At 55.9% G+C, this 24,014-nt stretch carries 27 protein-coding genes; 5 read left to right on the forward strand and 22 right to left on the reverse strand.

What is annotated here, in order from left to right:
- Window positions 1–175 precede the first annotated feature (175 nt).
- The 5 genes from ACU6HM_RS13890 to ACU6HM_RS13910 all read right to left on the reverse strand — a co-directional run bounded on the left by ACU6HM_RS13890 (window position 176) and on the right by ACU6HM_RS13910 (window position 4,652).
- A complete protein-coding gene (locus tag ACU6HM_RS13890) occupies window positions 176–925 on the reverse strand; it encodes an ABC transporter permease (RefSeq protein WP_446764025.1) in 750 nt (249 codons plus the stop codon).
- Window positions 926–1,002: 77 nt separating this feature from the next.
- Window positions 1,003–2,199 carry an ABC transporter substrate-binding protein gene (locus ACU6HM_RS13895; protein WP_446763957.1) on the reverse strand — a complete coding sequence of 399 codons (1,197 nt, stop codon included), beginning with the start codon at window positions 2,197–2,199 and terminating at the stop codon, window positions 1,003–1,005.
- A 10-nt stretch (window positions 2,200–2,209) separates the two neighbouring features.
- Window positions 2,210–3,019: an ABC transporter ATP-binding protein gene (locus ACU6HM_RS13900; RefSeq protein WP_446763958.1), complete on the reverse strand. Its 810-nt coding sequence runs from the start codon at window positions 3,017–3,019 to the stop codon at window positions 2,210–2,212.
- Window positions 3,016–4,107 (reverse strand): acyl-CoA dehydrogenase family protein, encoded by a 1,092-nt coding sequence (locus tag ACU6HM_RS13905; RefSeq protein ID WP_088451690.1) that lies wholly within the window; start codon window positions 4,105–4,107, stop codon window positions 3,016–3,018. Before ACU6HM_RS13905 ends, ACU6HM_RS13900 begins: the two co-directional genes overlap by 4 nt.
- The gene (locus tag ACU6HM_RS13910; RefSeq protein ID WP_316990717.1) at window positions 4,092–4,652 is read right to left on the reverse strand and encodes a carboxymuconolactone decarboxylase family protein; all 561 of its coding nucleotides are present in this window, start codon (window positions 4,650–4,652) and stop codon (window positions 4,092–4,094) included. Before ACU6HM_RS13910 ends, ACU6HM_RS13905 begins: the two co-directional genes overlap by 16 nt.
- Window positions 4,653–4,781: 129 nt before the next feature.
- Here ACU6HM_RS13910 and ACU6HM_RS13915 point away from each other — a divergent pair, with 129 nt between their 5' ends.
- Window positions 4,782–5,750, forward strand: a complete 969-nt coding sequence (locus ACU6HM_RS13915) for an AraC family transcriptional regulator (RefSeq protein ID WP_250756333.1) — start codon at window positions 4,782–4,784, stop codon at window positions 5,748–5,750.
- 367 nt (window positions 5,751–6,117) lie between these two features.
- Here ACU6HM_RS13915 and rpsQ read toward each other — a convergent pair whose 3' ends face one another.
- From rpsQ to rpsL, 17 genes are all read right to left on the reverse strand, one after another.
- Entirely contained in the window at window positions 6,118–6,393 is a 276-nt protein-coding gene (rpsQ, locus tag ACU6HM_RS13920) for a 30S ribosomal protein S17 (protein WP_009462428.1), read from the reverse strand.
- Window position 6,394: 1 nt separating this feature from the next.
- Complete coding sequence (gene rpmC / locus ACU6HM_RS13925; RefSeq protein ID WP_003803032.1) at window positions 6,395–6,586, reverse strand: 50S ribosomal protein L29; 192 nt, start codon at window positions 6,584–6,586, stop codon at window positions 6,395–6,397.
- Window positions 6,587–6,595: 9 nt separating this feature from the next.
- Window positions 6,596–7,012 (reverse strand): 50S ribosomal protein L16, encoded by a 417-nt coding sequence (rplP, locus tag ACU6HM_RS13930; protein WP_003803033.1) that lies wholly within the window; start codon window positions 7,010–7,012, stop codon window positions 6,596–6,598.
- A gap of 3 nt (window positions 7,013–7,015) precedes the next feature.
- Window positions 7,016–7,789, reverse strand: coding sequence for a 30S ribosomal protein S3 (rpsC, locus tag ACU6HM_RS13935; protein ID WP_003803035.1), 774 nt, complete (start codon window positions 7,787–7,789; stop codon window positions 7,016–7,018).
- Between the two features lie 9 nt (window positions 7,790–7,798).
- Window positions 7,799–8,128, reverse strand: a complete 330-nt coding sequence (gene rplV, locus ACU6HM_RS13940; RefSeq protein WP_009462426.1) for a 50S ribosomal protein L22 — start codon at window positions 8,126–8,128, stop codon at window positions 7,799–7,801.
- A 3-nt stretch (window positions 8,129–8,131) separates the two neighbouring features.
- On the reverse strand, window positions 8,132–8,407 hold the full coding sequence (gene rpsS / locus ACU6HM_RS13945) for a 30S ribosomal protein S19 (protein WP_003803039.1): 276 nt from the start codon (window positions 8,405–8,407) through the stop codon (window positions 8,132–8,134).
- 12 nt (window positions 8,408–8,419) lie between these two features.
- On the reverse strand, window positions 8,420–9,247 hold the full coding sequence (gene rplB / locus ACU6HM_RS13950) for a 50S ribosomal protein L2 (RefSeq protein ID WP_003803041.1): 828 nt from the start codon (window positions 9,245–9,247) through the stop codon (window positions 8,420–8,422).
- Window position 9,248: 1 nt separating this feature from the next.
- On the reverse strand, window positions 9,249–9,545 hold the full coding sequence (rplW, locus tag ACU6HM_RS13955; RefSeq protein WP_003803043.1) for a 50S ribosomal protein L23: 297 nt from the start codon (window positions 9,543–9,545) through the stop codon (window positions 9,249–9,251).
- A complete protein-coding gene (gene rplD / locus ACU6HM_RS13960; protein ID WP_009462425.1) occupies window positions 9,542–10,162 on the reverse strand; it encodes a 50S ribosomal protein L4 in 621 nt (206 codons plus the stop codon). The genes rplW and rplD overlap by 4 nt, the downstream gene beginning before the upstream one ends.
- A gap of 3 nt (window positions 10,163–10,165) precedes the next feature.
- A complete protein-coding gene (gene rplC, locus ACU6HM_RS13965; protein ID WP_003803046.1) occupies window positions 10,166–10,840 on the reverse strand; it encodes a 50S ribosomal protein L3 in 675 nt (224 codons plus the stop codon).
- Window positions 10,841–11,080: 240 nt separating this feature from the next.
- Window positions 11,081–11,923, reverse strand: a complete 843-nt coding sequence (locus tag ACU6HM_RS13970; RefSeq protein ID WP_446763959.1) for an ATP-binding cassette domain-containing protein — start codon at window positions 11,921–11,923, stop codon at window positions 11,081–11,083.
- The gene (locus tag ACU6HM_RS13975; RefSeq protein ID WP_446763960.1) at window positions 11,920–13,854 is read right to left on the reverse strand and encodes a glycine betaine ABC transporter substrate-binding protein; all 1,935 of its coding nucleotides are present in this window, start codon (window positions 13,852–13,854) and stop codon (window positions 11,920–11,922) included. Before ACU6HM_RS13975 ends, ACU6HM_RS13970 begins: the two co-directional genes overlap by 4 nt.
- Window positions 13,855–14,126: 272 nt before the next feature.
- Window positions 14,127–14,438: a 30S ribosomal protein S10 gene (gene rpsJ, locus ACU6HM_RS13980; RefSeq protein WP_003803053.1), complete on the reverse strand. Its 312-nt coding sequence runs from the start codon at window positions 14,436–14,438 to the stop codon at window positions 14,127–14,129.
- 146 nt (window positions 14,439–14,584) lie between these two features.
- Window positions 14,585–15,775 carry an elongation factor Tu gene (gene tuf, locus ACU6HM_RS13985; protein WP_009462422.1) on the reverse strand — a complete coding sequence of 397 codons (1,191 nt, stop codon included), beginning with the start codon at window positions 15,773–15,775 and terminating at the stop codon, window positions 14,585–14,587.
- A 77-nt stretch (window positions 15,776–15,852) separates the two neighbouring features.
- The gene (fusA, locus tag ACU6HM_RS13990; protein WP_035269563.1) at window positions 15,853–17,955 is read right to left on the reverse strand and encodes an elongation factor G; all 2,103 of its coding nucleotides are present in this window, start codon (window positions 17,953–17,955) and stop codon (window positions 15,853–15,855) included.
- A gap of 17 nt (window positions 17,956–17,972) precedes the next feature.
- On the reverse strand, window positions 17,973–18,443 hold the full coding sequence (gene rpsG / locus ACU6HM_RS13995) for a 30S ribosomal protein S7 (RefSeq protein ID WP_003800875.1): 471 nt from the start codon (window positions 18,441–18,443) through the stop codon (window positions 17,973–17,975).
- Window positions 18,444–18,582: 139 nt separating this feature from the next.
- On the reverse strand, window positions 18,583–18,954 hold the full coding sequence (rpsL, locus tag ACU6HM_RS14000) for a 30S ribosomal protein S12 (RefSeq protein ID WP_003800872.1): 372 nt from the start codon (window positions 18,952–18,954) through the stop codon (window positions 18,583–18,585).
- A gap of 420 nt (window positions 18,955–19,374) precedes the next feature.
- Here rpsL and ACU6HM_RS14005 point away from each other — a divergent pair, with 420 nt between their 5' ends.
- The 4 genes from ACU6HM_RS14005 to ACU6HM_RS14020 are packed head-to-tail and all read left to right on the forward strand — an operon-like array spanning window position 19,375 to window position 23,947.
- Window positions 19,375–20,079 carry a response regulator transcription factor gene (locus ACU6HM_RS14005; RefSeq protein WP_009464199.1) on the forward strand — a complete coding sequence of 235 codons (705 nt, stop codon included), beginning with the start codon at window positions 19,375–19,377 and terminating at the stop codon, window positions 20,077–20,079.
- Window positions 20,080–20,084: 5 nt separating this feature from the next.
- On the forward strand, window positions 20,085–21,179 hold the full coding sequence (locus tag ACU6HM_RS14010) for a FecR family protein (protein WP_009464197.1): 1,095 nt from the start codon (window positions 20,085–20,087) through the stop codon (window positions 21,177–21,179).
- A 16-nt stretch (window positions 21,180–21,195) separates the two neighbouring features.
- Window positions 21,196–23,163, forward strand: a complete 1,968-nt coding sequence (locus ACU6HM_RS14015; RefSeq protein WP_250756336.1) for a CHASE2 and HATPase_c domain-containing protein — start codon at window positions 21,196–21,198, stop codon at window positions 23,161–23,163.
- Complete coding sequence (locus ACU6HM_RS14020; protein WP_250756337.1) at window positions 23,153–23,947, forward strand: helix-turn-helix transcriptional regulator; 795 nt, start codon at window positions 23,153–23,155, stop codon at window positions 23,945–23,947. The genes ACU6HM_RS14015 and ACU6HM_RS14020 overlap by 11 nt, the downstream gene beginning before the upstream one ends.
- Window positions 23,948–24,014 lie beyond the last annotated feature (67 nt).

Genomic DNA, 24,014 nt, shown 5'->3' on the forward strand with positions numbered 1-24,014 from the left:
GCCTTTTTTATCTTTCTGCAGCTTCTGAAAAACCACTAAGCACCAGGTAAAACTGCCAGCGCCTACAAGAACAAAACTGGCAGCGGCAGATAGCCTGAGCATGCTCTGTCACTTGTCTTTCCTGGAAATACAAAACAGTCAAAGCTCTTCGCCTGTCGGCCCAAGGGCTGATTATTTAGCGCTGTCCCAAGGCCGCAAACAAGGCTCGCAAAGCGCTATCCAGCAGATAGCCAATCAGACCAATCAAGACAATTACGGCCATCAGTTCGGAATACGCCATACGGTCGCGCGTATCCAGAATCAGGTAACCCAAACCGGCCGACACACCCAGCATTTCGCAAGGTACCAGCACAATCCACAAGACGCCGATTGCCAGTCGGCTACCCGTCAGCACCGAGCCTACAATGCCGGGCAGAATCAAGTACAACAGCGTTTCCAGCTTGGTGGCCGCCAGACTGCGACCCAGCATCAGCCAGCGCGGATTCAGATGCCGTACGCCCGAGGCTGTATTCAGCAAGACAGGCCAGACACCGGCCACACCCAACAGAAAATAAATCGGTGCATCCCCAATGCCAAAGGCCATGACGGCAATAGGCATCCAGGACAGGGGCGAGATCATGCGCAGGAACTGGAACAAGGGAGTCAATGCGGCGTGAGCTCGGGCTGACAAACCCAGCAGCAAACCGGCGGGCACGCCGACACCCAATGAGATCGCCAGCCCTACAAAAATACGCTGCAAGCTGGCACCTACGTGCATCCAGGTCTCGGACCAGCCCAGTATCTCCAGCAGGCTATGAAATGCAGCGGCCGGCCCGAATTGCTGCATCAAAGGGCTGCTGAACCAGACTGTGGCCAAGTACCACAGCATGACTCCCGCCAACAAACCGCCCAAGCCCCACAGGGTGCTGGCAATCCAGGCATTCATTTTGGGGCGTCGCAAAGACGCAGCCGATCGCGGATCAGACTGCGCCAATGACGGAGAAGAAGCAGACGCACTCAAACTCATACAACAATGCTCTCGTTGCGGGTGTATTGCTCGGACAAGCCAAACTGCGCCAGGCCCCCCTGCTTTTCCAACGCGGCACGGACAAAGCGGTCATCCACCAGATCGCTGGCTACGTGTTCAGGAGACAGCCCTTCCAGGAAACCACGCTCGCCCTGAATCAAGGTCCCTTGCAGCATTTGCACCAAGGACTCGATGTAGCTGGGGAAAGGATAAGGTTGAAAATCGATACGCTGGTCGTCCCAGTCCGGATGACGAATCACGCCAGACTTCACGTATTGCGCACGATCCGCCGGGTCCGGGGACAGCACTTTCAACAGGTTTTCTTGAGTGTGCGGGGTATAGCGGTTCCCGCCTTCACGCGACAGAATCTGGGCCGCCTCGGCACGGTGACTACGTATCCAGATCTGTGCCTTGACCAGACCATCCACCACGGCTTGCGACCATTGGGGGCGAGTCTGCAAATCCTGCTCGTGCATGAAGGCCACGCAACAGGCGTGATCGCGCCAGACGTCGCCAGTAAAGCGCAAGATGCGGCCCATGCCCTGAGTTTCGGCTAAGGCATTGAAAGGTTCGGCCACCGTAAAACCGGCAATCCGCCCCGAAGCCAAGGCCGGCGGCATATCGGCAGGGGCCATCACCACCAGATTGACCTCGTTGGGGGCCAGCGCAGCGGAGTTTTTCACGACAGGCGTCAGGCCATGTGCTTTGAGCACATGCTGCAGTACCACGTTGTGAATCGAATACCAGAAAGGAATCGCCACCGTCTGCCCGCCCAATTGCTCGGCCGAGCTGATGTTCTGCGCCACCGTGATAGCAGAGCCACTCATGTGATTCCATGCCACCACTTTTGCAGGGACTTTGCTGCCGTAGCGCGCCCACACCGTCATGGGCGAGAGCAAGTGCACCAGATTGACCTGACCGGAGATAAAAGCCTCGATCAACTGAGCCCAACTGCGCACCATCACGGGCTTTTCAACCGCAATACCCGCTTCTTCAAAATACCCATTGTGATGCGCCACCAACATGGCGGTGGCATCGGTAATCGGCAAATAGCCGATACGCAAAGGCGCATTTGACTCACTTTGTGCACGGGCAGTCCCTTGGGCCAGCAAGGGCGCAGCACCCGCAACGGTCAGCAAAGACGCCAGTTTCAGCAAGTCGCGACGGGTACGAGACGTAGGAGATTCAATCATGAGGTGCACCTTACAAAACAGCAGCGTGAACCGCCTGGGAGAGGCTTTGCTCCAGGCTGGCCACAATTTCCAGGCGTATGGCCTGAAGCCAGTTATCCAGATGAGATCGGGGGTGGGCCGGGCAGCTCCATTCACGCTGCAAGCCGGCAGGACGGCCACCTAGAAGCAGGGCGCGGTCCGCCAGCAAGAGGGCTTCATCAATATCGTGAGTGACCAGCACAATGGCGCAGCCGGTCTGATCGCGTATCGACAGAATCAGCTCCTGCATCTGGCGACGGGTTACTTCGTCCAGCGCGCCAAAAGGTTCGTCCATCAACAAGACTTGTGGACGTCGAGCCAGACAACGTGCAATGGCAACACGCTGTGCCATACCCCCCGACAAGGCACCAGGACGCTGATGACGGCTTTCATATAAGCCAACCTGACGCAGCGCCTGTTCAACCCGCAGGCGACGCTCTGCAGCGGATACGGAAGGTTGGCGCGCAAAGCCCAGACCAAAACCGGTATTGGCCTGCACATTCAGCCACGGCAAGAGAATGGCTTCTTGAAACGCCATGGCCAAAGCGGGGTGAACCCCACGCACGGGCTGCCCCAGAAAGGACACCTCTCCCTGGGTGGGCGTTTGGAGGCCTGCCAGTACCCGCAACAAAGAGGATTTACCCACTCCGCTGGGGCCCAGCAGCGCCACGATCTCGCCCGCGCGCACGCTCAAGTTCAGGTTCTGCAAGATCGTCTGGCCACCGTAGGCCAGACTGATCCCCCGAGCGGACAAGAGTCCGGCCCCTTCAGAATCGGTATGCGAGGGGGCGGGGGAACTCATACTGCATCCTGCCCAAGTTCGGCTTTCAGTTGCGCCACCGTGGGTGAAATCAAAGGCACCAGCATGGCTTCGCGATAACGGCGCAGCAGTTGCGGATGCTTGCCCTGCATATAGGTCGCCCCGCCGATCGCGGAGCTTTCCAGGGCCACAGCCTGCGACGCCAAACTACTTAGCTCGATACGGACTTTGAACAAATCAGGCGGCGTGGCCGAGCCGGGCTTACGTACGGCATCAACCAGCACATCCGACAATTCCTGCACACGATCCAGCAGGCGGCGGGCGGGCTGCTCCTGTACCCATTGGCAGCGTGGCGCATCCAGCACTTGCTTCAAGGAACGACGTGCCAAGCCCATGGTCATCCCGCATTGCAGCGCCATGAAACGGGGGCGTACCGAGCGCACAAAGTGGCCTGCATCGGGATGCAGCAAACGCTCTTGTCCCAGACGCACAGCATTGAACTTCAAAGCGGCGGTATTGCTGCCACGCAGTCCGACCAGATCCAGATCTGCGGAACGCTCCAAGCCTGGATCGCCCAGTTCTGCCACCCAAATACCGGCTTGCTCTTCAGGCATGGCGGCCACAATGGCAACCAGGCAGTTGCCGGGACGCAGATTGGTAATCCAGGGCAAGCGGCCCTCAAACTGCCAATGTCCTTGTTCAGGCTGGGCACGCACTTGCAGCTCTTCAATGCCACCCAAAAACTTGATGGCATTGGACAGACCCGTCGCACCGGCAACACTGCCATCCAGCAAACCGGGCAAATAGCGCTCGCGCATGGCGGGGTCCTGAACGTCACGTAGGTATTCAATAAAGGTACGCTGGCTCCACAGGACAAAACCTGCCGTCAGCGAATGTTCGGCCACTTCCACGATGGATTGAACGGCATCACCGAAGTCGGAAAAATCCGCTTTCAGGCCCAGGCTCAACAAACCGTCTTGCGCCAGGCGAGGCAACAAGGCCTGCGCCTGGGATGCATCGCTATCCAGCGACAGGGCATGCTCTTCCAGCCACTGGGCCAAGCCAGGCGACAAAACAGGGCGCTCTGAGGCCAGCACAGGCTGCTCAGCGCGCTTTAAGGCGTTTCCCATGCGTAGGCCTCCAGCTGGCTATTGAGCGGCGTACGAGCCAGATTATTGGCAAAGTTGCAGATCGTCGCCAAGCCAATACCGGTAATCACTTCCAGAGCCTGCTGGTCGCCGTAACCGGCAGCGCGGAAATCGGCCAGAGCCTGATCCGACACCTGACCACGGGTATCAATCACGGCGCGACTGAACAGAGCCAGAGCCTGCAGGCGCTCGTCGTTGATCTGGTCAAAGCCACGCGCACGCAAAGCGGCCAGAATTTCCGGGTCCAGCTTGGCTTTATGGGTCGCAATGGCGGTGTGACCGGCCACGCAGAAGCGGCAACCGTGAGTGGTACCGGCAACCAGTTGCACGACCTCACGCTCGACCAGCGACAGGCTGGCGGTGGCGTTCAAGGCGGACATATCCTGATAGGCTTGCAGGGCAACAGGAGCATTAGCCAAAATAGCCAGCAAATTGGACAAAAAGCCGCTACCACGCACAGCTTTCTCAAGGGCTGGTTTGACCGCCTCTGGTGCGGAGTCCACAGTATGCAAAGTTAAGCGAGTCATGATGGCGACAATTCCTTAGTTAATCCGAGAAGGTTTCATTGTCGATTGACTGGCGCCTTATCTCCATGTGCGAACATAGCGGTATTCATATTAAAAATATCCACGAAAAGAAATAAGCATATTTTCTGCATGAGCGACTCAGCCTTTCCTGACAGCCATTGCGCTGTCGACTCCAAAGACACAGGACACCCTGTGGAGGAACTGCTCTTGTCCGGGCTGGAAATCTCGGCCAGCCTGTTTCACTTGGGGCAATACTGCAATCAATGGGAAAGCAGCCTGCACGGGCACCAACGCGCAGGCTTTCATGTGGTCTTGCATGGGCCGTGCTGGCTGCATATTCAGCATCAGGAAGCCTTGGCCTTGCAGGCGGGTGACGCAGTGTTCTTCTTGCGGGATGTGCCCCATCGCTTAAGCTCCTCGCCCACGCCGCCAGACTGGAATGCGGCCATGCGGCGACAAACCATGCAGAGCCTGGAGCCACAAGTGCCACACAGTACGGGCTTGCTCTGTGGTTTTCTGGATCTGGGCCGTGGTTTGAGCGAATTGCTGCTGGCGACCGTGCCTGATGTTTTGTTGATTGATGGTTCTCAGACAGATGCAGATTCAGGACGCCCTTTGCTGGACTTGATCCAGGCCGAAATGCGACGCCAGCCGCAAGCCAACTCCAGCCTGCTGGAAAAGCTGGTGGAGCTGTTGTTGTTCTATACCTTGCGCCAGCAAATCGGACAGACACCGGCCGAAGGTGCCCTGCCCGCCGGCTTGATTCATCTGGCAAGTGACCCTGCCTTTGGTGGCCTGATCGAGCAGCTGCTGCGTGAACCCGCCAAAGCCTGGTCGGTGGACGATATGGCCGCCTATCTGAATATGTCTCGTGCCGCCTTTCACCGCCGCTTTACCTTGCTGTGCGGGTTGGCACCGGCCCAGGTACTGTTGCAGCTACGTATGCAGCTGGCCAAACGCCAGCTGGAACAAGGGCTGACCATGGAGCAGATTGCCGAGCGTATCGGTTATAGCTCTGCGGCCGCATTCAGCGCCGCGTTCAGGCGCAGTGTGGGTGTCAGCCCGGCACAATGGCGCAAGCAAGACGCGCGTCCATAAGTCAGCAAGCTGCTACAACTCTGCCCCCCAGATTGTCGTCCTAACCCGAGTACGTATGCAGGTAGCTGGCACGATATAGCCCTCGCCCCATAGTTGCCACTGCATAGAATAGAACAAGCTGTTCCCGCTTTTTTGTGAAGGCTTCCGGCTTACGCATACAAGCTGCTAAGCCCCAAGCTTGATCATTCAGTTCAGCTGCGGGTTTAAGCTGCATGACGGGCAACAAGACGAAATACGAACATTGCTCCTGTCTATGAGCTATGAGCAACAGCAAAGTGGACAAGCATAAAAAAACCCCAATCTGTAAACAGATCGGGGTTTTTGACCTACCAGAGCCAGGCCGAAGCCTGGACATCTGAGCAAGCGTTTAGATCACGCGGGCTGCTTCGATCAGACGCACAACAGTCCAGGACTTGCTGCGGCTGATAGGACGGCCTTCGGTAATCTCAACGGTATCGCCTTCGTTGTACTGGTTGGTCTCGTCGTGCGCTTTGTATTTATTGGAGCGGACGATGATCTTGCCATACAAGGGATGTTTAACGCGGCGTTCAACCAGAACGACGACAGTTTTGTCCATCTTGTTGCTGACAACTTGACCGATCAGGGTACGTTGACGTTTTGCGGTAGTTTGAGTTTCGCTCATCTTACTTTCCTGCGGTCTCAGCCATGACGGTACGGACGCGAGCGATGTCGCGACGTACTTTGCCCAATTGGCTGGTGTTGGAAAGCTGTTGAGTAGCACGCTGCATGCGCAGGTTAAATTGTGCTTTCAACAGGCTCTCGAGCTCTTTTTGGAGCTCGGCGGCATCTTTAGTACGGAGTTCGCTGGCTTTCATGACGTCTCCTTAAGCACCGATCTGACGCGTTACGAACGTCGTCGAGATAGGCAGCTTGGCAGCGGCCAGACGGAATGCTTCGCGTGCCAGCTCTTCGCTAACACCTTCCATTTCGTACAGGACCTTGCCTGGTTGAATCTCAGCGACCCAGAACTCTGGATTACCCTTACCGTTACCCATACGAACTTCGGCAGGTTTCTGCGAAATTGGCTTATCGGGGAAGATGCGGATCCAGATGCGGCCACCACGTTTGATGTGACGGTTAATTGCACGACGTGCTGCTTCGATCTGGCGAGCAGTCAGACGGCCACGGTCAGTGGCTTTCAGACCAAATTCGCCAAACGAAACTTGCGCACCGCGAGTAGCCAGACCGGTGTTACGGCCTTTGTGCTCTTTGCGATACTTTCTGCGAGAAGGTTGCAGCATGTTTTATTCTCCTTCGGACGCAGCAGGAGCAGCGTCTTTACGAGGACCGCGGCCACGACCACCTGGACGGCGGTTTTCAGGGCGGTCACCACGTGGACGACGTGGGCGGCGCTCTTCAGGGGCTACGGTGTCAACAGGCATTTCGCCGTTAGGCAGCATGTCGCCCTTGTAGACCCAGACCTTGATACCGATGATCCCGTACGTCGTGTGCGCTTCGGAAGTACCGTAATCGATGTTAGCGCGCAGGGTGTGCAGAGGCACACGGCCTTCGCGGTACCATTCGGTACGAGCGATTTCGATGCCGTTCAAGCGACCCGAGCTCATGATCTTGATGCCTTGGGCACCCAGACGCATGGCGTTTTGCATGGAACGCTTCATCGCACGACGGAACATGATGCGCTTTTCCAATTGCTGAGCAATGGAGTCGGCGATCAGTTGAGCGTCGGTTTCAGGTTTGCGAATTTCTTCGATGTTAACGTGCACTGGCACGCCCAACAGGCGCTGCAGGTCAGCCTTCAGGCTTTCGATATCCTCGCCGCGCTTGCCGATCACTACACCAGGACGAGCCGAGTAAATAGTGATGCGAGCATTCTTGGCAGGACGCTCGATGACCACACGGCCAACGGACGCACTTTTCAGCTTGCGTTTCAGGTATTCGCGCACACGGATGTCGTCAGCCAACATCGTACCGAACTCAGCACCGTCAGCGTACCAACGCGAGCTCCAGTTACGGTTAACAGCCAGGCGGAACCCAATTGGGTGGATTTTCTGTCCCATTGTGACTCCTTAAGCGCCGACTTTGACCACAATGTGGCAAGTCTGCTTCTCAATACGGTTACCGCGGCCTTTGGCTCGTGCAGAAAAACGCTTCAACGACTGAGCCTTGTCCACGTAAATGGAGGTGACTTTCAGTTCGTCGATGTCGGCGCCGTCATTGTGCTCAGCGTTGGCAATAGCCGATTCCAGAGCTTTCTTGATGATGCCAGCGGCTTTCTTGGGAGTGAAAGTCAGCGTATTCAGAGCGTGAGCGACGGACTTGCCGCGGACCATGTCCGCAACCAGACGTGCTTTTTGCGCCGAAATATGGACTCCACGAATAATTGCTGTAGTTTCCATCACTTATCTCCGGGCCTTTTTGTCCGCAGCGTGACCCTTGAAAGTACGGGTCAAGGCGAACTCGCCGAGCTTGTGGCCAACCATGTTCTCGTTGATATAAACGGGAATGTGTTGACGGCCATTGTGAACGGCAATCGTCAGCCCAATGAACTCGGGCAGGATGGTAGAGCGGCGCGACCAGGTTTTGATTGGTCGCTTGTCGTTACCCACAACGGCTGCGTCAACCTTTTTGATCAGGTGAGCATCAACGAATGGGCCTTTTTTGATCGAACGTGACATAGTGTTCGCCCCTTACTTGCGCTTACGGCGCGAAACAATCATGTTGTCTGTGCGCTTGTTACGACGGGTGCGGTAGCCCTTGGCAGGAGTACCCCATGGGCTGACTGGCTCACGGCCTTCACCCGTACGACCTTCACCACCACCGTGCGGGTGATCGACTGGGTTCATCGCCACACCGCGAACGGTAGGACGAATACCACGCCAGCGAACAGCACCGGCTTTACCGATTTGACGCAGGCTGTGATCGTGGTTGCTGACTTCGCCAATCGTGGCGCGGCAGTCGATGTGAATGCGGCGAACCTCACCGGAACGCAGACGCACTTGAGCGTACGTGCCTTCACGAGCCAGCAACACAGCGGAACCACCAGCGGAACGAGCGATTTGAGCACCCTTACCAGGCAGCATCTCGATGCAGTGAATGGTTTGACCCACAGGAATGTTGCGGATAGGCAAAGTGTTGCCGGAACGGATAGGAGCTTCCGCGCCAGACACAACCGTTGCACCCACTTCCAGACCACGAGGGGCGATGATGTAACGACGCTCGCCGTCCGCGTAGCACACCAATGCGATGTGAGCGCTGCGGTTAGGGTCGTATTCCAGACGTTCTACTTTCGCAGGAATACCGTCCTTGTTGCGACGGAAGTCGACAATACGGTAATGCTGCTTGTGACCGCCGCCACGGTGACGAACCGTGATGTGGCCGTTGTTGTTACGGCCAGCACTGCTGGATTTCTTTTCCAGCAAAGCCGCGTAAGGAGCGCCTTTGTGCAGTTCAGGGTGAACCACTTTGATCATGCCACGGCGACCTGGCGACGTTGGTTTTACTTTTACCAATGCCATATTAGTTCACCTCAGAAAAGTCGAGTTCCTGACCGGGCTTGAGCGAGACATATGCCTTGCGCACACTGCGGCGGCGACCCATGAAACGGCCAAAGCGCTTTTCCTTGCCCTTCTGATTGAGCACCTGCACCGACTCAACTTCTACTTTGAACAGCAGTTCAATAGCAGCTTTGATTTCAGGCTTGGTAGCATCAGGAGCGACGCGGAAAGCGATTTGCTGATTTTTTTCGGCAACGTACGTGGCTTTTTCAGTCACGACAGGAGCCAGAATTACTTGCAATAGACGTTCGGCGTTCATCCCAACATCTCCTCAAACTGAGCGACAGCCGCTTTGGTGACCAACACTTTTTTGTAGTGGATCAGGGACAGCGGGTCGGCGTAGCGTGGTTCAACCACAGCAACGTGAGGCAGGTTACGCGTAGCCAGGTACACGTTCTCGTCCAGCGCGTCGGTGATGATCAGCACGGATTCCAGGCCCAGGTCTTTCAGCTTATTGGCTGCCAGACGGGTCTTGGGTGCTTCCAGAGTGAAGGAATCAACAACCAACAGACGCTCGTCACGGACCAACTGAGACAGAATCGCGCTGATACCGGCGCGGTACATCTTCTTGTTGACCTTGTGTGCGTAGTTTTCTTCACCGGTGTTGGGGAATGCACGACCGCCTCCACGCCACACGGGCGAGGATGTCATACCAGCACGAGCGCGGCCGGTGCCTTTCTGGCGCCATGGCTTCTTGGTGCTGTGGTTGACTTCGGCACGAGTCAATTGCTTGCTGTTACCGCTGCGAGCATTGGCTTGGTATGCAACAACGATCTGATGAACCAGTGCTTCGTTGAATTCACGACCGAAAACGGTTTCGTTGGCCTGCAATGTGGATGCAGCTTGGCCTTGTTCGTTCAGGAGCTTCAGTTCCATGGATTAGGCTCCTTTCACAGCAGGGCGCACAACGATATTGGCATTCTTGTGGCCTGGGACAGCGCCCCGGACCAGCAACAAGCCACGCTCGGCGTCGACGCGGATCACGTCAAGATTCTGAACCGTACGGGTAACGTCACCCATATGGCCCGACATTTTTTTACCTTTGAACACACGGCCTGGATCCTGGGCTTGACCAATGGAACCGGGTACGCGGTGCGAGCGCGAGTTACCGTGGCTGTTACGCTGGCCGCCAAAATTGTGGCGTTTGATGGTACCGGCAAAGCCTTTACCGATCGTGGTGCCCGTAACGTCAACCTTCTGACCCGCTTCGAAAATGCTTTCCACAGCAACTACGGAACCGGCGGAAAGCTCGGCGATAGCAGCGGGGTCGAGGCGGAATTCTTTCAGGATGCTGCCAGCTTCAACGCCAGCTTTTGCATAGTGCCCTGCCTGGGGCTTGGTAACGCGTGTTGCACGACGGGTGCCAAAGGCAACCTGTACAGCAGCGTAACCGTCAACTGCGGGCGTCTTGACCTGGGTGATGCGGTTGTTGGACACGTCCAGCACGGTCACAGGGATGGACTCGCCTTCCTCTGTAAACACACGGGTCATGCCAACTTTACGCCCAACAAGGCCCAGCCGCCACGCGGCAGGCGTAGGTGTCGAGTTCGACATCGTTTTCTCCATTCCTGACTACGATTGGTCAGGGCTAACTGAGAGTACACGCAATAATTTGCGCGACGACCATAGCCAAAACTTTTTGGCTAAGCTAGTAAATATAGCACGCGGCTGTAAAGCCAAGCAAGATTTACTGCAAAAATCTGCCCTAAACTGCTTGATTGACAACAGTTTTTTTGAATTCGGGGTGCTTGGCTATGCAGTCTGAACCAGAAAAATTGATCTGCTGCGCATTTTCTATTGGTGCGCCTTATTGACAAAACGAGCCACGTATTCGTTCACCGGTTCATCGCGGATTTGAACGGGCGTGCCGCTTTGTTCCACCCTGCCCTCACGTAGCACCACAATGTGTTGGCCCAGCCGCAATGCCTCATCAATATCGTGAGTAATAAAGACGATGGTTTTGTTCAGGCTGCTTTGGAGGCGTAAAAGCTCGTCCTGCATCTCGTAGCGAATCAAGGGATCCAGGGCCGAGAAGGCTTCGTCCATCAAAAGAATGTCTGCATCAACGGCCAAGGCTCGGGCAAGTCCTACTCGTTGCTGCATCCCGCCTGACAATTCGTCCGGATAGTTATCGGCATAATCATGCAGACCCACGCGCTCCAGCCATTGCCGAGCCTGCTCTCTGGCCTGTGAACGCTTGTCTCCTCGGACCTCCAGACCGAAGGCGACGTTCTCCACCACCGTCAAATGGGGCAGCAAGCCAAAGGCCTGAAAGACCATGCTGATTCCATAGCGACGAAATTGTCGCAAGCTGGCCATGTCCAGCTGCAATATGTCCTGCCCATCCACCAACACCTGCCCGGCACTGGGGTCGATCAAACGGTTGATGTGACGCACCAGCGTGGATTTGCCCGAACCGGATAAACCCATGACGCAGGATATCTGCTGCGCGGGAAAGCAGGCATCGACCCCTGCCAGGCCTACGATGCAATCCGTCTGCTTTTGCACGGCCTGCTTGTCGGCCCCCTGCTTTAACAGCTCTACGGCTTCGGTCGCCCGGCTCCCAAAGACCTTATAAACGTCTCGCAGTTCTATCTTGCAGGCCTGCTCACCCGAGGGGGTAGGAATGGTATTCATGCTTGCCTCCTGACCTTGCGACGGTGACGCTGAGAACGACCAAAGGATTGAGAGATTCGGTCAATAACAATGGCCAGGATCACAATCGCCACCCCCGCCTGCAAACCACGTCCTATATCTAGTGTCTGAATACCAGCCAGCACGTCTTCACCCAAACCCTGGGCTCCAATCATGGAAGCAACTACCACCATGGACAAGGCCATCATGGTGGTTTGATTAATACCGGCCATGATGCTGGGCCGCGCCAGCGGCAAGGTGACCTTGGTCAGCATTTGCCAGCGTGTAACCCCGTACGCCTGGGCTGCTTCCATCACATGTTTGTCCACCTGTCGCAAGCCCAGGCTGGTCAGGCGAATCAAGGGAGGGACGGCATAGACAACAGTGGCCAAAACAGCGGGAACCTTACCCAGACCGAACAGCATCAGTACCGGGATCAGATACACAAAACTGGGCATGGTTTGCATCACATCCAGTACGGGCGTCAGCACTTTTCTAAGCAGACGGCTACGAGCACTAAGAATGCCAACCGGGACGCCAATCAGCACAGAAAAGACTGTGGCCACCAGCACCAAGGTGAAGGTTTGCATCAGCTTGTCCCACAGACCCATGGCGCCTATCAAGTACAGGCCCGCTACATAGAGCAGAACAGGCAAAAAGCGCCGTTGTCCCCACCAGGCCAGCAAACCGGTCAACGCCAGAATCGCCCAGGCAGGCACCTGCTGCAAGACACGCTCCACCGGCAAAATGGCATGCGTCAGAATCCAGGCGCTGATCTGACGAAAACCTGTGCCCCAATCCTGCACGGCAACCAACAACTGACGGTTAACCCAGTCTGCAGCTGACCACTCCGGGAAGAAGCGGGACTGCGCTGCGGCTACCGGCTGTATTGCCTGAGGTTCCAAAGCTGCCTGCAAGCGATCTGCCTGGGCCATTGGCATCCACTGACGCCATTGCTCTACATTCTCTTTCAGGAACTTCTGTACCTGGGTGCTGGCGTTCTGCCCACCCTCTGTCATGCCCAAAATGATCTTGTTCATCTGTTCGGGCTCTAGCTGGATCTTTTCAAACAAGGTCACCAGCTCGGGGTGGGACTCTACGAAAGGAGTAGAAGCCGCCACGCCTATATGCGCCAGGATAAAGTCCGTTGGACAGATCTTGCCCTTACCCGACACAGCGGCTTCCCAACAGCTTTCATTGAAAGGCGCGCTAGCTAACTTCTTGAAGGAATACTTGGCCATCAGACCCGCAGGCTGCCAGTAATAGAACAGGATCGGTTCACGCCTGTCATAGGCGGCGCTGATTGCCGCATCCAGAGCCGCGCCCGTACCGGGCCGAAAGTTTTGATAGTGTTCGCCCAGACCATAGAGATCGAACAGGCGACTATTGAAGGTTTCACATACCCAGCCGGAGGGGCAGTTATAAAAGCGGCCTTTATTGGGCTGTTCCGGGTCACTAAAAACAGTGGCGTAGCGCCCTAAATCCTCAACTTTCTGTAGATCGGGTGCAGTTGGCTTGATTCCCTTGTCCGGGTCGCCATCGATGACATAGTCCGGCACATACCAGCCCTGTTCTGCCCCACCCTTCAGGGTATTACCAAGTACCTGCACCTGGCCGGCTTCAATGGCTTTTTCAATGATCTCGGTACGTCCCGACCAGATCTCGCCAATTACTTGAATATCATTTTGCGCCAGCGCACTTTCCAAAGCCGCCGAGGAGCCTGGAACCCGTTCGGTCTTGCAACCGTAGGCCTTCTCCAGAATCTGCTGATACAGCTCGGTGCTAAATGCTGCGCTCTCCCAGCTCAGGTCCGCCAGCCGTATGGGTTTGTCGTCCGCACACGCTTGCGCTGATGCGCTGCTTCCCCACAGACATAGCCAGAGCGCCAGGAAATACCACAGGACCAGGAACGGCTTTCTTCTCCGATTTATCATTCTTGTCCTCCTTCAACCCTGCCCATCGTCGCATTTGTAGCCCTGGCAAAGTGTGTCCGGTCGTAAAAAGTAGACCAAAACCCGCTTTTTCCCAATAACAACACCTTGATGAACTAGCCATGAACCACCTGAGAGCAAAGCTCTTGTTCTGTTCAGGATAAACGGACAGTCGCCATTGCTCCTGCAGCGCCAGAAGGAAACGTGCAGACGAAAAAAAACGCCATGCGGTCGCATGGCGTTTCTTTCGATGTAACTCGAACAGCTAGGCAGAATTACTGCAGAGCGATTTCGACGTCAACACCGGCTGGCAAATCCAGACGCATCAGAGCGTCGACGGTCTTGTCGGTAGGATCGACAATGTCCATCAAGCGCTGGTGGGTACGCATTTCAAACTGATCGCGCGATGTCTTGTTGACGTGCGGCGAACGCAGAATGTCGTAGCGACGGATACGTGTTGGCAGTGGTACTGGACCACGAACAACAGCGCCGGTGCGCTTGGCGGTTTCTACGATCTCAGCAGCAGACTGATCGATCAACTTGTAATCGTAAGCCTTCAGACGGATGCGGATTTTCTGGTTTTTCATGGGTAATCCTAAAGAACGATATAAGTGGGGGCTTTTTGACCGGGTTTATCGATTACTCGAAGAAACGCTGACTAAAAAGCACCCCTTTTGGGGGTAGCAAAGACGCGGCGAAAAGGTTTGCACCTTCACACCGCGATCAAGGCTTATTACTTGATGATTTTTGCAACCACGCCAGCGCCAACGGTACGGCCGCCTTCGCGAATAGCGAAGCGCAGACCTTCTTCCATGGCGATAGGAGCGATCAGGGACACTTTCATCGAAATGTTGTCGCCTGGCAGAACCATTTCCTTGTCTTCTGGCAGCTCGATGGTGCCGGTCACGTCAGTCGTACGGAAGTAGAACTGAGGACGGTAGCCCTTGAAGAAAGGAGTGTGACGACCACCTTCTTCTTTGGACAGAATGTACACCTCGGCGTCGAAGTCCGTGTGTGGCTTGATCGAACCGGGCTTGGCCAGAACCTGACCACGTTCCACGTCTTCACGCTTGGTACCACGCAGCAGCAGACCGACGTTATCGCCAGCTTCGCCCTGGTCCAGCAGTTTGCGGAACATTTCAACGCCGGTACAAATGGTCTTGACCGTGTCTTTGATACCCACGATTTCGATTTCTTCGCCGACTTTGATGATGCCGCGCTCAATACGACCGGTCACAACCGTACCACGGCCGGAGATCGAGAACACGTCTTCAACAGGCATCAAGAAGGTACCGTCAACGGCACGCTCAGGCGTAGGAATGTAGCTGTCCAGCGCTTCGGCCAGAGCCAGAACGGCTTGGCTGCCCAGTGGGCCTTCGTCGCCTTCCAGAGCCAGTTTGGCCGAACCCTTGATGATCGGGGTGTCGTCGCCAGGGAAGTCGTACTTGGACAACAGTTCGCGAACTTCCATTTCAACCAGTTCGATCAGCTCTTCGTCATCAACCATGTCGGCCTTGTTCAGGAACACGATGATGTAAGGAACGCCAACCTGACGGCTCAGCAGGATGTGCTCGCGAGTCTGGGGCATTGGGCCGTCAGCGGCCGAGCAAACCAAAATAGCGCCGTCCATCTGGGCAGCACCGGTAATCATGTTCTTGACGTAGTCAGCGTGGCCGGGGCAGTCAACGTGTGCGTAGTGACGGTTAGGCGTCTCGTACTCAACGTGCGAGGTGCTGATGGTGATACCACGTGCTTTTTCTTCAGGGGCGTTGTCGATCTGCGAGTAATCGCGCGCTTCGCCGCCGTATGCCTTGGACAGAACCGTGCAGATTGCAGCGGTCAGAGTGGTTTTACCGTGGTCAACGTGACCGATAGTACCGACGTTGACGTGCGGTTTAGTCCGTTCAAACTTACCTTTTGCCATGATTTATCCCAATTATGTTTTACAGGAAAACAAAAAAATTGTTGAGCAGCCCGCCATAGGGCGGGCTGATATTGCTATTACTTACCGCGAGCGCTGATCACTTCGTCAGCCACGTTCTTTGGAGCTTCAGCATATTGCTTGAATTCCATCGTGTACGTAGCGCGACCTTGTGTTTGCGAACGCAGGCTGGTCGAGTAACCGAACATCTCGGCCAGAGGAACCTCGGCCTTGATGACCTTACCACCACCAACCATATCGTCCATACCCTGAACCATACCGCGACGGGAGGACAAGTCACCCATCACTGTACCGGCGTATTCCTCAGGGGTTTCAACTTCTACAGCCATGGTGGGCTCCAGCAGAACTGGGGCAGCCTTGCGCATACCATCCTTGAAGGCCATCGAAGCGGCCATACGGAAGGCGTTTTCGTTCGAGTCCACATCGTGGTACGAACCGAAGAACAGCGTAGCCTTGACGTCAACCACTGGGTAGCCAGCGACCACACCTGCGGACAGGGTTTCGCGGATACCTTTTTCAACGGCAGGAATGAATTCGCGAGGAACCACACCGCCCTTGATGGCGTCAACGAACTCAAAGCCACCGCCTGCTTCCAGGGGCTCCAGCTTGAGGACAACGTGACCGTACTGACCACGACCACCGGACTGTTTGACGAATTTACCTTCGATTTCGTCGCAAGTCTTGCGGATGGTTTCGCGGTAAGCCACTTGTGGTTTACCCACGTTGGCTTCCACGCCGAATTCACGGCGCATACGGTCTACCAGAACTTCCAGGTGCAGCTCGCCCATACCGGAAATAATGGTCTGGCCGGATTCTTCGTCGCTGCTGACGCGGAAAGAAGGATCTTCCTGAGCCAGACGGGACAAGGCCACGCCCATTTTTTCCTGGTCGGACTTGGTTTTTGGTTCCACAGCCTGCGAAATCACGGGCTCTGGGAACTCCATGCGTTCCAGAATGATGTGCTGACCGGCGTCACACAGGGTTTCACCTGTGGTCACGTCTTTCAGACCCACCACGGAAGCGATGTCACCAGCAACCAGTTCTTTCAGCTCGGCACGGTTGTTTGCGTGCATCTGCAAGATACGGCCGATACGCTCTTTCTTACCCTTGATAGGGTTGTAGACCGTGTCGCCCGAACGCAGAACGCCCGAGTAAACGCGTACGAAAGTCAATTGACCAACAAAGGGGTCAGTCATCAGCTTGAACGCCAGAGCGGACATAGGCTCTTCGTCGTTGGCTTTACGATGAATGACTTCACCGTCATCGTCCGTACCTTCGACAGGTGGAATATCCACAGGCGATGGCAGGTAGTCGATCACGGCGTCCAGCATGCGCTGTACACCCTTGTTCTTGAACGCAGTACCGCACAGCATTGGCTGAATTTCGCAGGCAATGGTACGTGTACGCAGACCCAGGTTGATGTCCTCTTCGGAGAGATCACCGTTTTCCAGGTACTTGTTCATCAGGTCTTCGCTGGCTTCAGCAGCCGACTCGACCATTTTTTCGCGCCATTCTTCGGCCGAAGCTTGCAGCTCGGCAGGAATGTCGGTGTATTCAAACTTCACGCCGTTGCTGGCTTGATCCCAGATGATTGCTTTCATCTTGATCAGGTCAACCACGCCTTGGAACTCTTCTTCAGCGCCGATCGGGATAACGACAGGCACGGGGTGGGCTTTCAGACGCAGCTTGAGCTGGTCGTAAACCTTGAAGAAGTTAGCGCCAGTACGGTCCATCTTGTTGATGAAAGCCAGACGAGGCACACCGTATTTGTTGGCTTGACGCCATACGGTTTCCGACTGAGGCTGAACACCACCCACCGCGCAGTACACCATGCAAGCGCCGTCCAGCACGCGCATGGAACGCTCAACTTCAATAGTGAAGTCAACGTGGCCGGGGGTATCAATGATGTTGATACGGTGTTCTGGGTAATTGCCCGCCATACCACGCCAGAAAGCAGTGGTAGCAGCCGAGGTAATGGTGATCCCGCGCTCTTGCTCTTGCTCCATCCAGTCCATGGTGGCCGAACCTTCGTGGGTTTCGCCCAGTTTGTGGTTCACACCGGTGTAGAACAGGATGCGCTCGGTAGTGGTCGTTTTCCCGGCGTCGATGTGAGCCGAGATACCGATGTTGCGATAGCGCTGAATAGGGGTTTTGCGGGCCATGGTTATATGTCCTCAGATTACCAACGGAAATGGCTGAATGCTTTGTTAGCATCGGCCATCTTGTGCGTGTCTTCACGCTTTTTCATTGCACCGCCACGGCCTTCAGCCGCATCGGACAATTCGCCGGCCAGGCGCAAGTCCATCGATTTTTCACCGCGCTTTTTAGCGGCTTCACGCACCCAGCGCATGGCCAGAGCCAAACGACGCACGGGACGCACTTCGACAGGTACCTGGTAGTTAGCGCCACCAACACGGCGGCTCTTCACTTCAACAACAGGTTTTACATTATTGATGGCAGCATTAAACACTTCGAGCGGATCTTTGCCGGTTTTCTGCGCAATTTGTTCCAGCGCGCCATAAACAATACGTTCGGCAACAGCTTTCTTGCCGGACAGCATGACCACGTTCATGAACTTGGCCAGCTCAACGCTGCCAAATTTCGGGTCAGGTAGGATTTCACGTTTGGGTACTTCGCGACGGCGAGGCATTTTTATTTCCTTGTGACTATTCAGTTGAACCGCTTTTCGCGGTCTCGGTCATTCATGACAAATGACCACTTACCTACCATGGCACTCAGGCCACGGTTGCACGGATCCAGACCAGGGAACTGATCAATGGATACATGGATTACTTGGGACGCTTGGCGCCGTACTTGGAGCGGGCTTGTTTACGATCCTTGACGCCTTGCAGGTCAAGAGCACCGCGAACAATGTGGTAACGCACACCTGGCAAGTCTTTAACACGACCACCACGGACGAGAACGACCGAGTGCTCTTGCAGGTTGTGGCCTTCACCACCGATGTAAGAAATGACTTCGAAGCCGTTGGTCAGACGCACTTTGGCGACTTTACGCAGAGCGGAGTTAGGCTTCTTGGGGGTCGTGGTGTATACACGGGTGCAAACACCGCGGCGTTGTGGGCAGTTCTCGAGCGCAGGGCTCTTGCTGCTAACGCGGCTGACTTCGCGCGGTTTACGCACGAGCTGGCTAATGGTTGGCATGACCTTTACGTATCCTATAACGTACTTTACGTACTGGTTGACGTATATGTTTTGAAAAACGCCGTCCAGTTGGCGGGTGTTGAAACCCTGGACCGGAAGCGGCATTGCGCAATACCACTCCCCATAAAACACGAAAAAGAGCGGTCTTGCACATGGCTTGGGCTTGATTTCAAGCACTAAAAAAGTGCCCGCAGCCCCTAAATTCAGGGCTGCCATCAAATTACTGCAAGGTGTACCGGCAAAGGATCCTTAAAGTAAGCTCTAAAATTTACCACAGTAAACCCTTATAGGTCAACGATTTGGACACCAATCCGGCAGTTTCCCGTTGTCACGGCACACGCATGGAAGCACTTGGTCACTCGCTATCTACATATCGTTATACTGCAGGGCTATTGCACTTCTGCGACAAGGACAATACCCATGATCATCGCTTCCCTGGAAGACGACCTCGTCCAGGCTGAACTGATTGCCCGGATCCTGACCGAGGCTGGCTATGAATGTCGCTCCTTTCATCAAGGAAAGGACCTGCTGGCCGCTCTGGCCAAGCCACATAATTTCGGTTTATTGCTACTGGACTGGGAACTGCCGGACGTCAGCGGCCTGGATGTGTTGCGTTGGGTTCGCACCACACTGGGCCATGCCCTGCCCGTCATATTCCTGACCAGCCGTACCCAGGAAGAGGATCTGGTCACGGGTTTGCAGGCCGGAGCCGACGACTATATTAATAAGCCCGTACGCAAGGGAGAGCTGGTTGCGCGCGTCAATGCCGCTGTGCGCCGTCTGGATCTGAGCACCTCGGCCACTCAGGACAGCCGCTTTTCGTTTGCAGGCTACGACATCTTTCCTGAACAAGGCCATATTGTGCTGAACGGTGAAACCGTTACCCTGGCGCCCAAAGAATTTGAGTTGGCCCTTTTACTGTTTCGCAACCCCGGCCGCCTGTTCTCGCGTGATGTTTTAAGCTCCGCGGTCTGGAACCGGGAAATTCCGGCCACCTCCCGTACGCTGGACACTCATCTGTCCAACATACGCCGTAAACTCCAGTTGCGACCCGAGAACGGGGTACGCCTGACGGCGTCTTACGCCCTGGGCTATCGCCTTGAACTTTTGACCGACCCTAGCTGATTTCTATGATTACTTTGCGTATCGCCGCGCCTCTCGTTTGCGGCCTGATTTGGGGTGGCGTCGTGTCAGCCCAACCTTCTGGCGCCCGCGGCGAAAATTTTGTCTATAAAGTGCTGGCCGGTGACACCTTGCTGGGCATCTCCCAGACCTATACCCGCCAGGACCGCAACTGGTCCGAAATTCAGCGACTGAACGCGGTGGCCGATCCCTACCGTCTACCTATCGGCAAAGAACTGCACATTCCATTTCGCATGATTCCGGAAGTGCCCGCCCCCGCCCGTATCACTCACCAGACCGGCCAAATTCTTGTGAACGGTCAAGCACTGGGTGCAGGAACGACTCATTTGCAAGAAGGCGACCTGATCCGAACAGGCAGCAATGGCTACCTGACGCTGGAGTTGCAAGACGGCAGCCAACTGAGCGTACCCGCACAGGCATCCTTGAGCGTGGCCCGCATGCGTGCCTTTGAAGGCACCGGCCTGACCGACTCGATCATCGCTCTGGACGATGGCGACGTGGAATCACGCGTTTCCCCGGAAAAAACCGGCGTAGGTCGCTTTGAAGTCCGCACCCCTGTCAGCATTACCGGTGTCCGTGGCACCGAATTGCGTGTGCGTACTCAACAAGGCGTGGCTCACAGCGAAGTGCTGGAAGGCCGCGCTGAATTGGGAACCCAGCAACGCAGCACCCCCACCGCCCTGAAGCAGAATCAAGGGGCCGCTGTAGGCACAGATGGCAATATCATGGCGCTGGAGCCATTGTTGCCCGCTCCGCAGATCTCCACGCCCGAGCGTCGTGGTGGCCAATGGAACAGCACGATTCAGGTCGTGCCCGGTGCCCAGGCCTATCTGGTCCAGACCTCTACCGACCCGCAAGGTGCCAAGCTGCTGTCGCGTAACATTACGACAGATACGGATATTCAGTTCGGTGCCTCGCGCCCTGGCACGTACTACGTTACCGTTCGTGCCATTGACCGCCATGGTCTGATGGGCCCGGACACGATCGAAAGCTTTGAAGGCGCAGCCAGCCTGACCAGCTCGGATGGCCAAGCCGTGGTCAGCAATTTTGGCGATCCAATCCTGCTGTCTCAGTTCGAGTAGCTAAACGGCGTACGGCATGAGCAGCCCGGCCCCCAGAAACAGCAAGCTACTCTCTGACCGGATTCGGAAAGAGTGGCATCTGGTTTCGGGCTTGCTGATGCTGCTGACCTTATTGTTCAGCTCCCTGCGTGACGACTTCGCGCTGGGCAAGCTGAACAACCTGATTTACGACTTCACCATGGCAGCCGCTCTTCCACAGGCTGCGCCCCCGGATATTGTCATTGTCGCCATCGACGACTACAGCATCGCCAACCTGGGCTTTTGGCCTTGGCGACGCATCAACCATGCCCAACTGCTAGGCCGTCTCGAACAGGCTCGTGCTGTCGGCATCGATCTGGTTTTTCAGGAACCCAACCCGGCTTACCCCGATGATGACCTGACTCTATCCGAGGCCATACATCATCACGGACGCGTTGTGCTGCCAATGATCTATGACACTCAGCGGCAGGCCGTGCATACCGCCATTCCCGTGCTCAGCCAGGCAGCCCAGGCGTCGGGCTACATCAATATCGAACCTGATTCAGATGGGGTAGTGCGACGTGTCGCCCTGCAGCAGACTACCCCCTTGGGCCGTGTGCTGCCGCACTTCACGATTGCCATGTTGATGACAGGCGGAGATGTGGATCTGGCCCTGCAAGCTCTGGACTCCAGTCAGAAAGACATTCCCCACATTCCCTTTCTGGGCCGCAGCGGCCACTTTCGGACCGTGCCTTACTTCAATGTCCTGAACGGTGATATTCCGCCCTCTTTCTTCAAGGATAAGTATGTGCTGGTAGGAGCCTGGGGCAGTGGACTGGGCGATACCTTTCCTACCCCTTTGTCCAAAGCCGGCATGAGCAGCATGTCGGGCGTGGAGATCCTGGCCAATACCTTGCAAGCCGTACGCAGCAATCATTGGGTGCGCACCCCACCGGCCTGGTTCATTGCGCTGGCCAGTTGCCTGCCAGTCCTGCTGGCATGTCAGGTTCTGATCTATCTGTCGCCACGCGCCACCTTGCTCAGCCTGATCGGGCTGGTCTTTGCGATCCTGCTGGTGAACTGGATCGCCATGCATGGCTTCAATCTGTGGATTCCGCCACTGGCCAGCCTGATTACTGTTCTGTTGGCCTACCCGCTATGGCACTGGCGCAGTCAGGAAGCTGCCCTGAATCAGGTGACCGAAGAACTGAACAAGCTGCAGCTGGAATACCCGGATGTCAGAACTGCTCTGAACGAGCGCCTATCGGGCTTAAGTACACGTAATCTGCCTCATCGTCTGACCCAGCTACATAAATCCATCAATCTGTTGCGCCAGGCCCAGACCAAGCGTGAAGAGACCTTGCGCTTCATTTCGCATGATATGCGGGCGCCCCAGAACTCCATCCTGGCACTAACGAGCTTGCAACGTCAGGATGACAGCAAGCTGCCGCCAGATCAGTTTCTGCACAAGATGGAAGGTTATGCCGAACAAACGCTGGAACTGGTGGACAACTTCATTAGTCTGGCACGGGCCGAGGCCATGGAAATGGTACTGAGCCCGCTGAACCTGTTTGATCTGTTGGCAGACTGTCTGGATGACGCTTGGGCCAGCGCCAGCAAGCGCTCTATCAGCCTGAACTTGAACGACTCGGAGCTGGTCTGGGTGAACGGCAATGCGCCCATGCTGCGCCGCGCCTTTACCAACCTGATTCAAAACGCCATCAAGTACGGACCGGATGGCAACCAGATTGATATAGACCTTGTGCTGGGCAACAACAGCGTTCAGGTATTCGTCAAAGATCAGGGCTGGGGAATTCCGGCAGAAAATCAGGCGACTATTTTTGAGCCTTATCATCGAGCCCACGAAAATACCGAAGGTGCACCTTCGGGTAGCGGACTAGGTTTGGCCTTTGTGAAAACCGTGATCAACAAACACGGCGGGGATATTGTCCTGGACAGCACGCGTAAGCAAGGCTGTACCTTTATCGTCTCCCTGGCCACGATTGCTATCTCCGATGAAGACTGAATTCTGGCGCGATGCCGCCCTGCCCTATGTAGAAAGCCGACGTGCCTGCAACAGCCGGATCTGCTATCAGGAGCACAGCCACCCCACCTACTCGATTGGCGCCGTTGATGGCGGTGGCAGCGTCTTTACGGGCGCACCCGGCGGCCCGGTCCAGCTTGCACCTGGGTCTGTGGTCTTTGTCCCCGCGCACCGCAGCCATGCCTGCAATCCGTTGCCAGATCAGTCCTGGAGCTATCAGATGCTGCATCTGGATGCGGGGTGGCTGGAGCAACTTTGGCAGGAAAGTACAGAGTTCAGACTTCAAGCCCAGGAGCCCATCCGCGTTAGTCACGAGCCACTGCTTTATGCAGCCTACTGTGACTTGAACTCGCTCTTGTTTTCAGCCGCTCCTCTACTGAGCAAAGAAGCAGCCCTGATCGACTTTTTGCTGCACCACGGCTCAGCCCAATCCCAGCCTTTGGCACCCGCTCCCCCACCTAGCCCCATCTTGCAGAAAACCCTGGATCGCTGGGTTGAAGGCCAATTAGCCACTATCCCCCTGCAAGAACTTGCTCGAGAAACCGGTTTTAGCCGCTACCAGCTGATTCGCGCCTTTCGTCGCCATACCGGCCTGACTCCACAGCGCTGGCAATTGAATCAACGTATCAACCTGGCCCGAAACGCCCTGCGCCAAGGCGACGAACTGGCTGATATTGCCTATCGCCTGGGCTTTGCCGACCAAAGTCATTTTCAGCGTGTCTTCAAGCACTACACCGGTGTCACTCCGGGCCAGTACCGCAGCTAAAGCGCGCGCACTTTTATTCAATACGGCACCCACGCTTCTGGTCACACTGCAGTTTTGCTTCTGGACG

The sequence above is a fragment of the Alcaligenes sp. RM2 genome, from assembly GCF_052931795.1.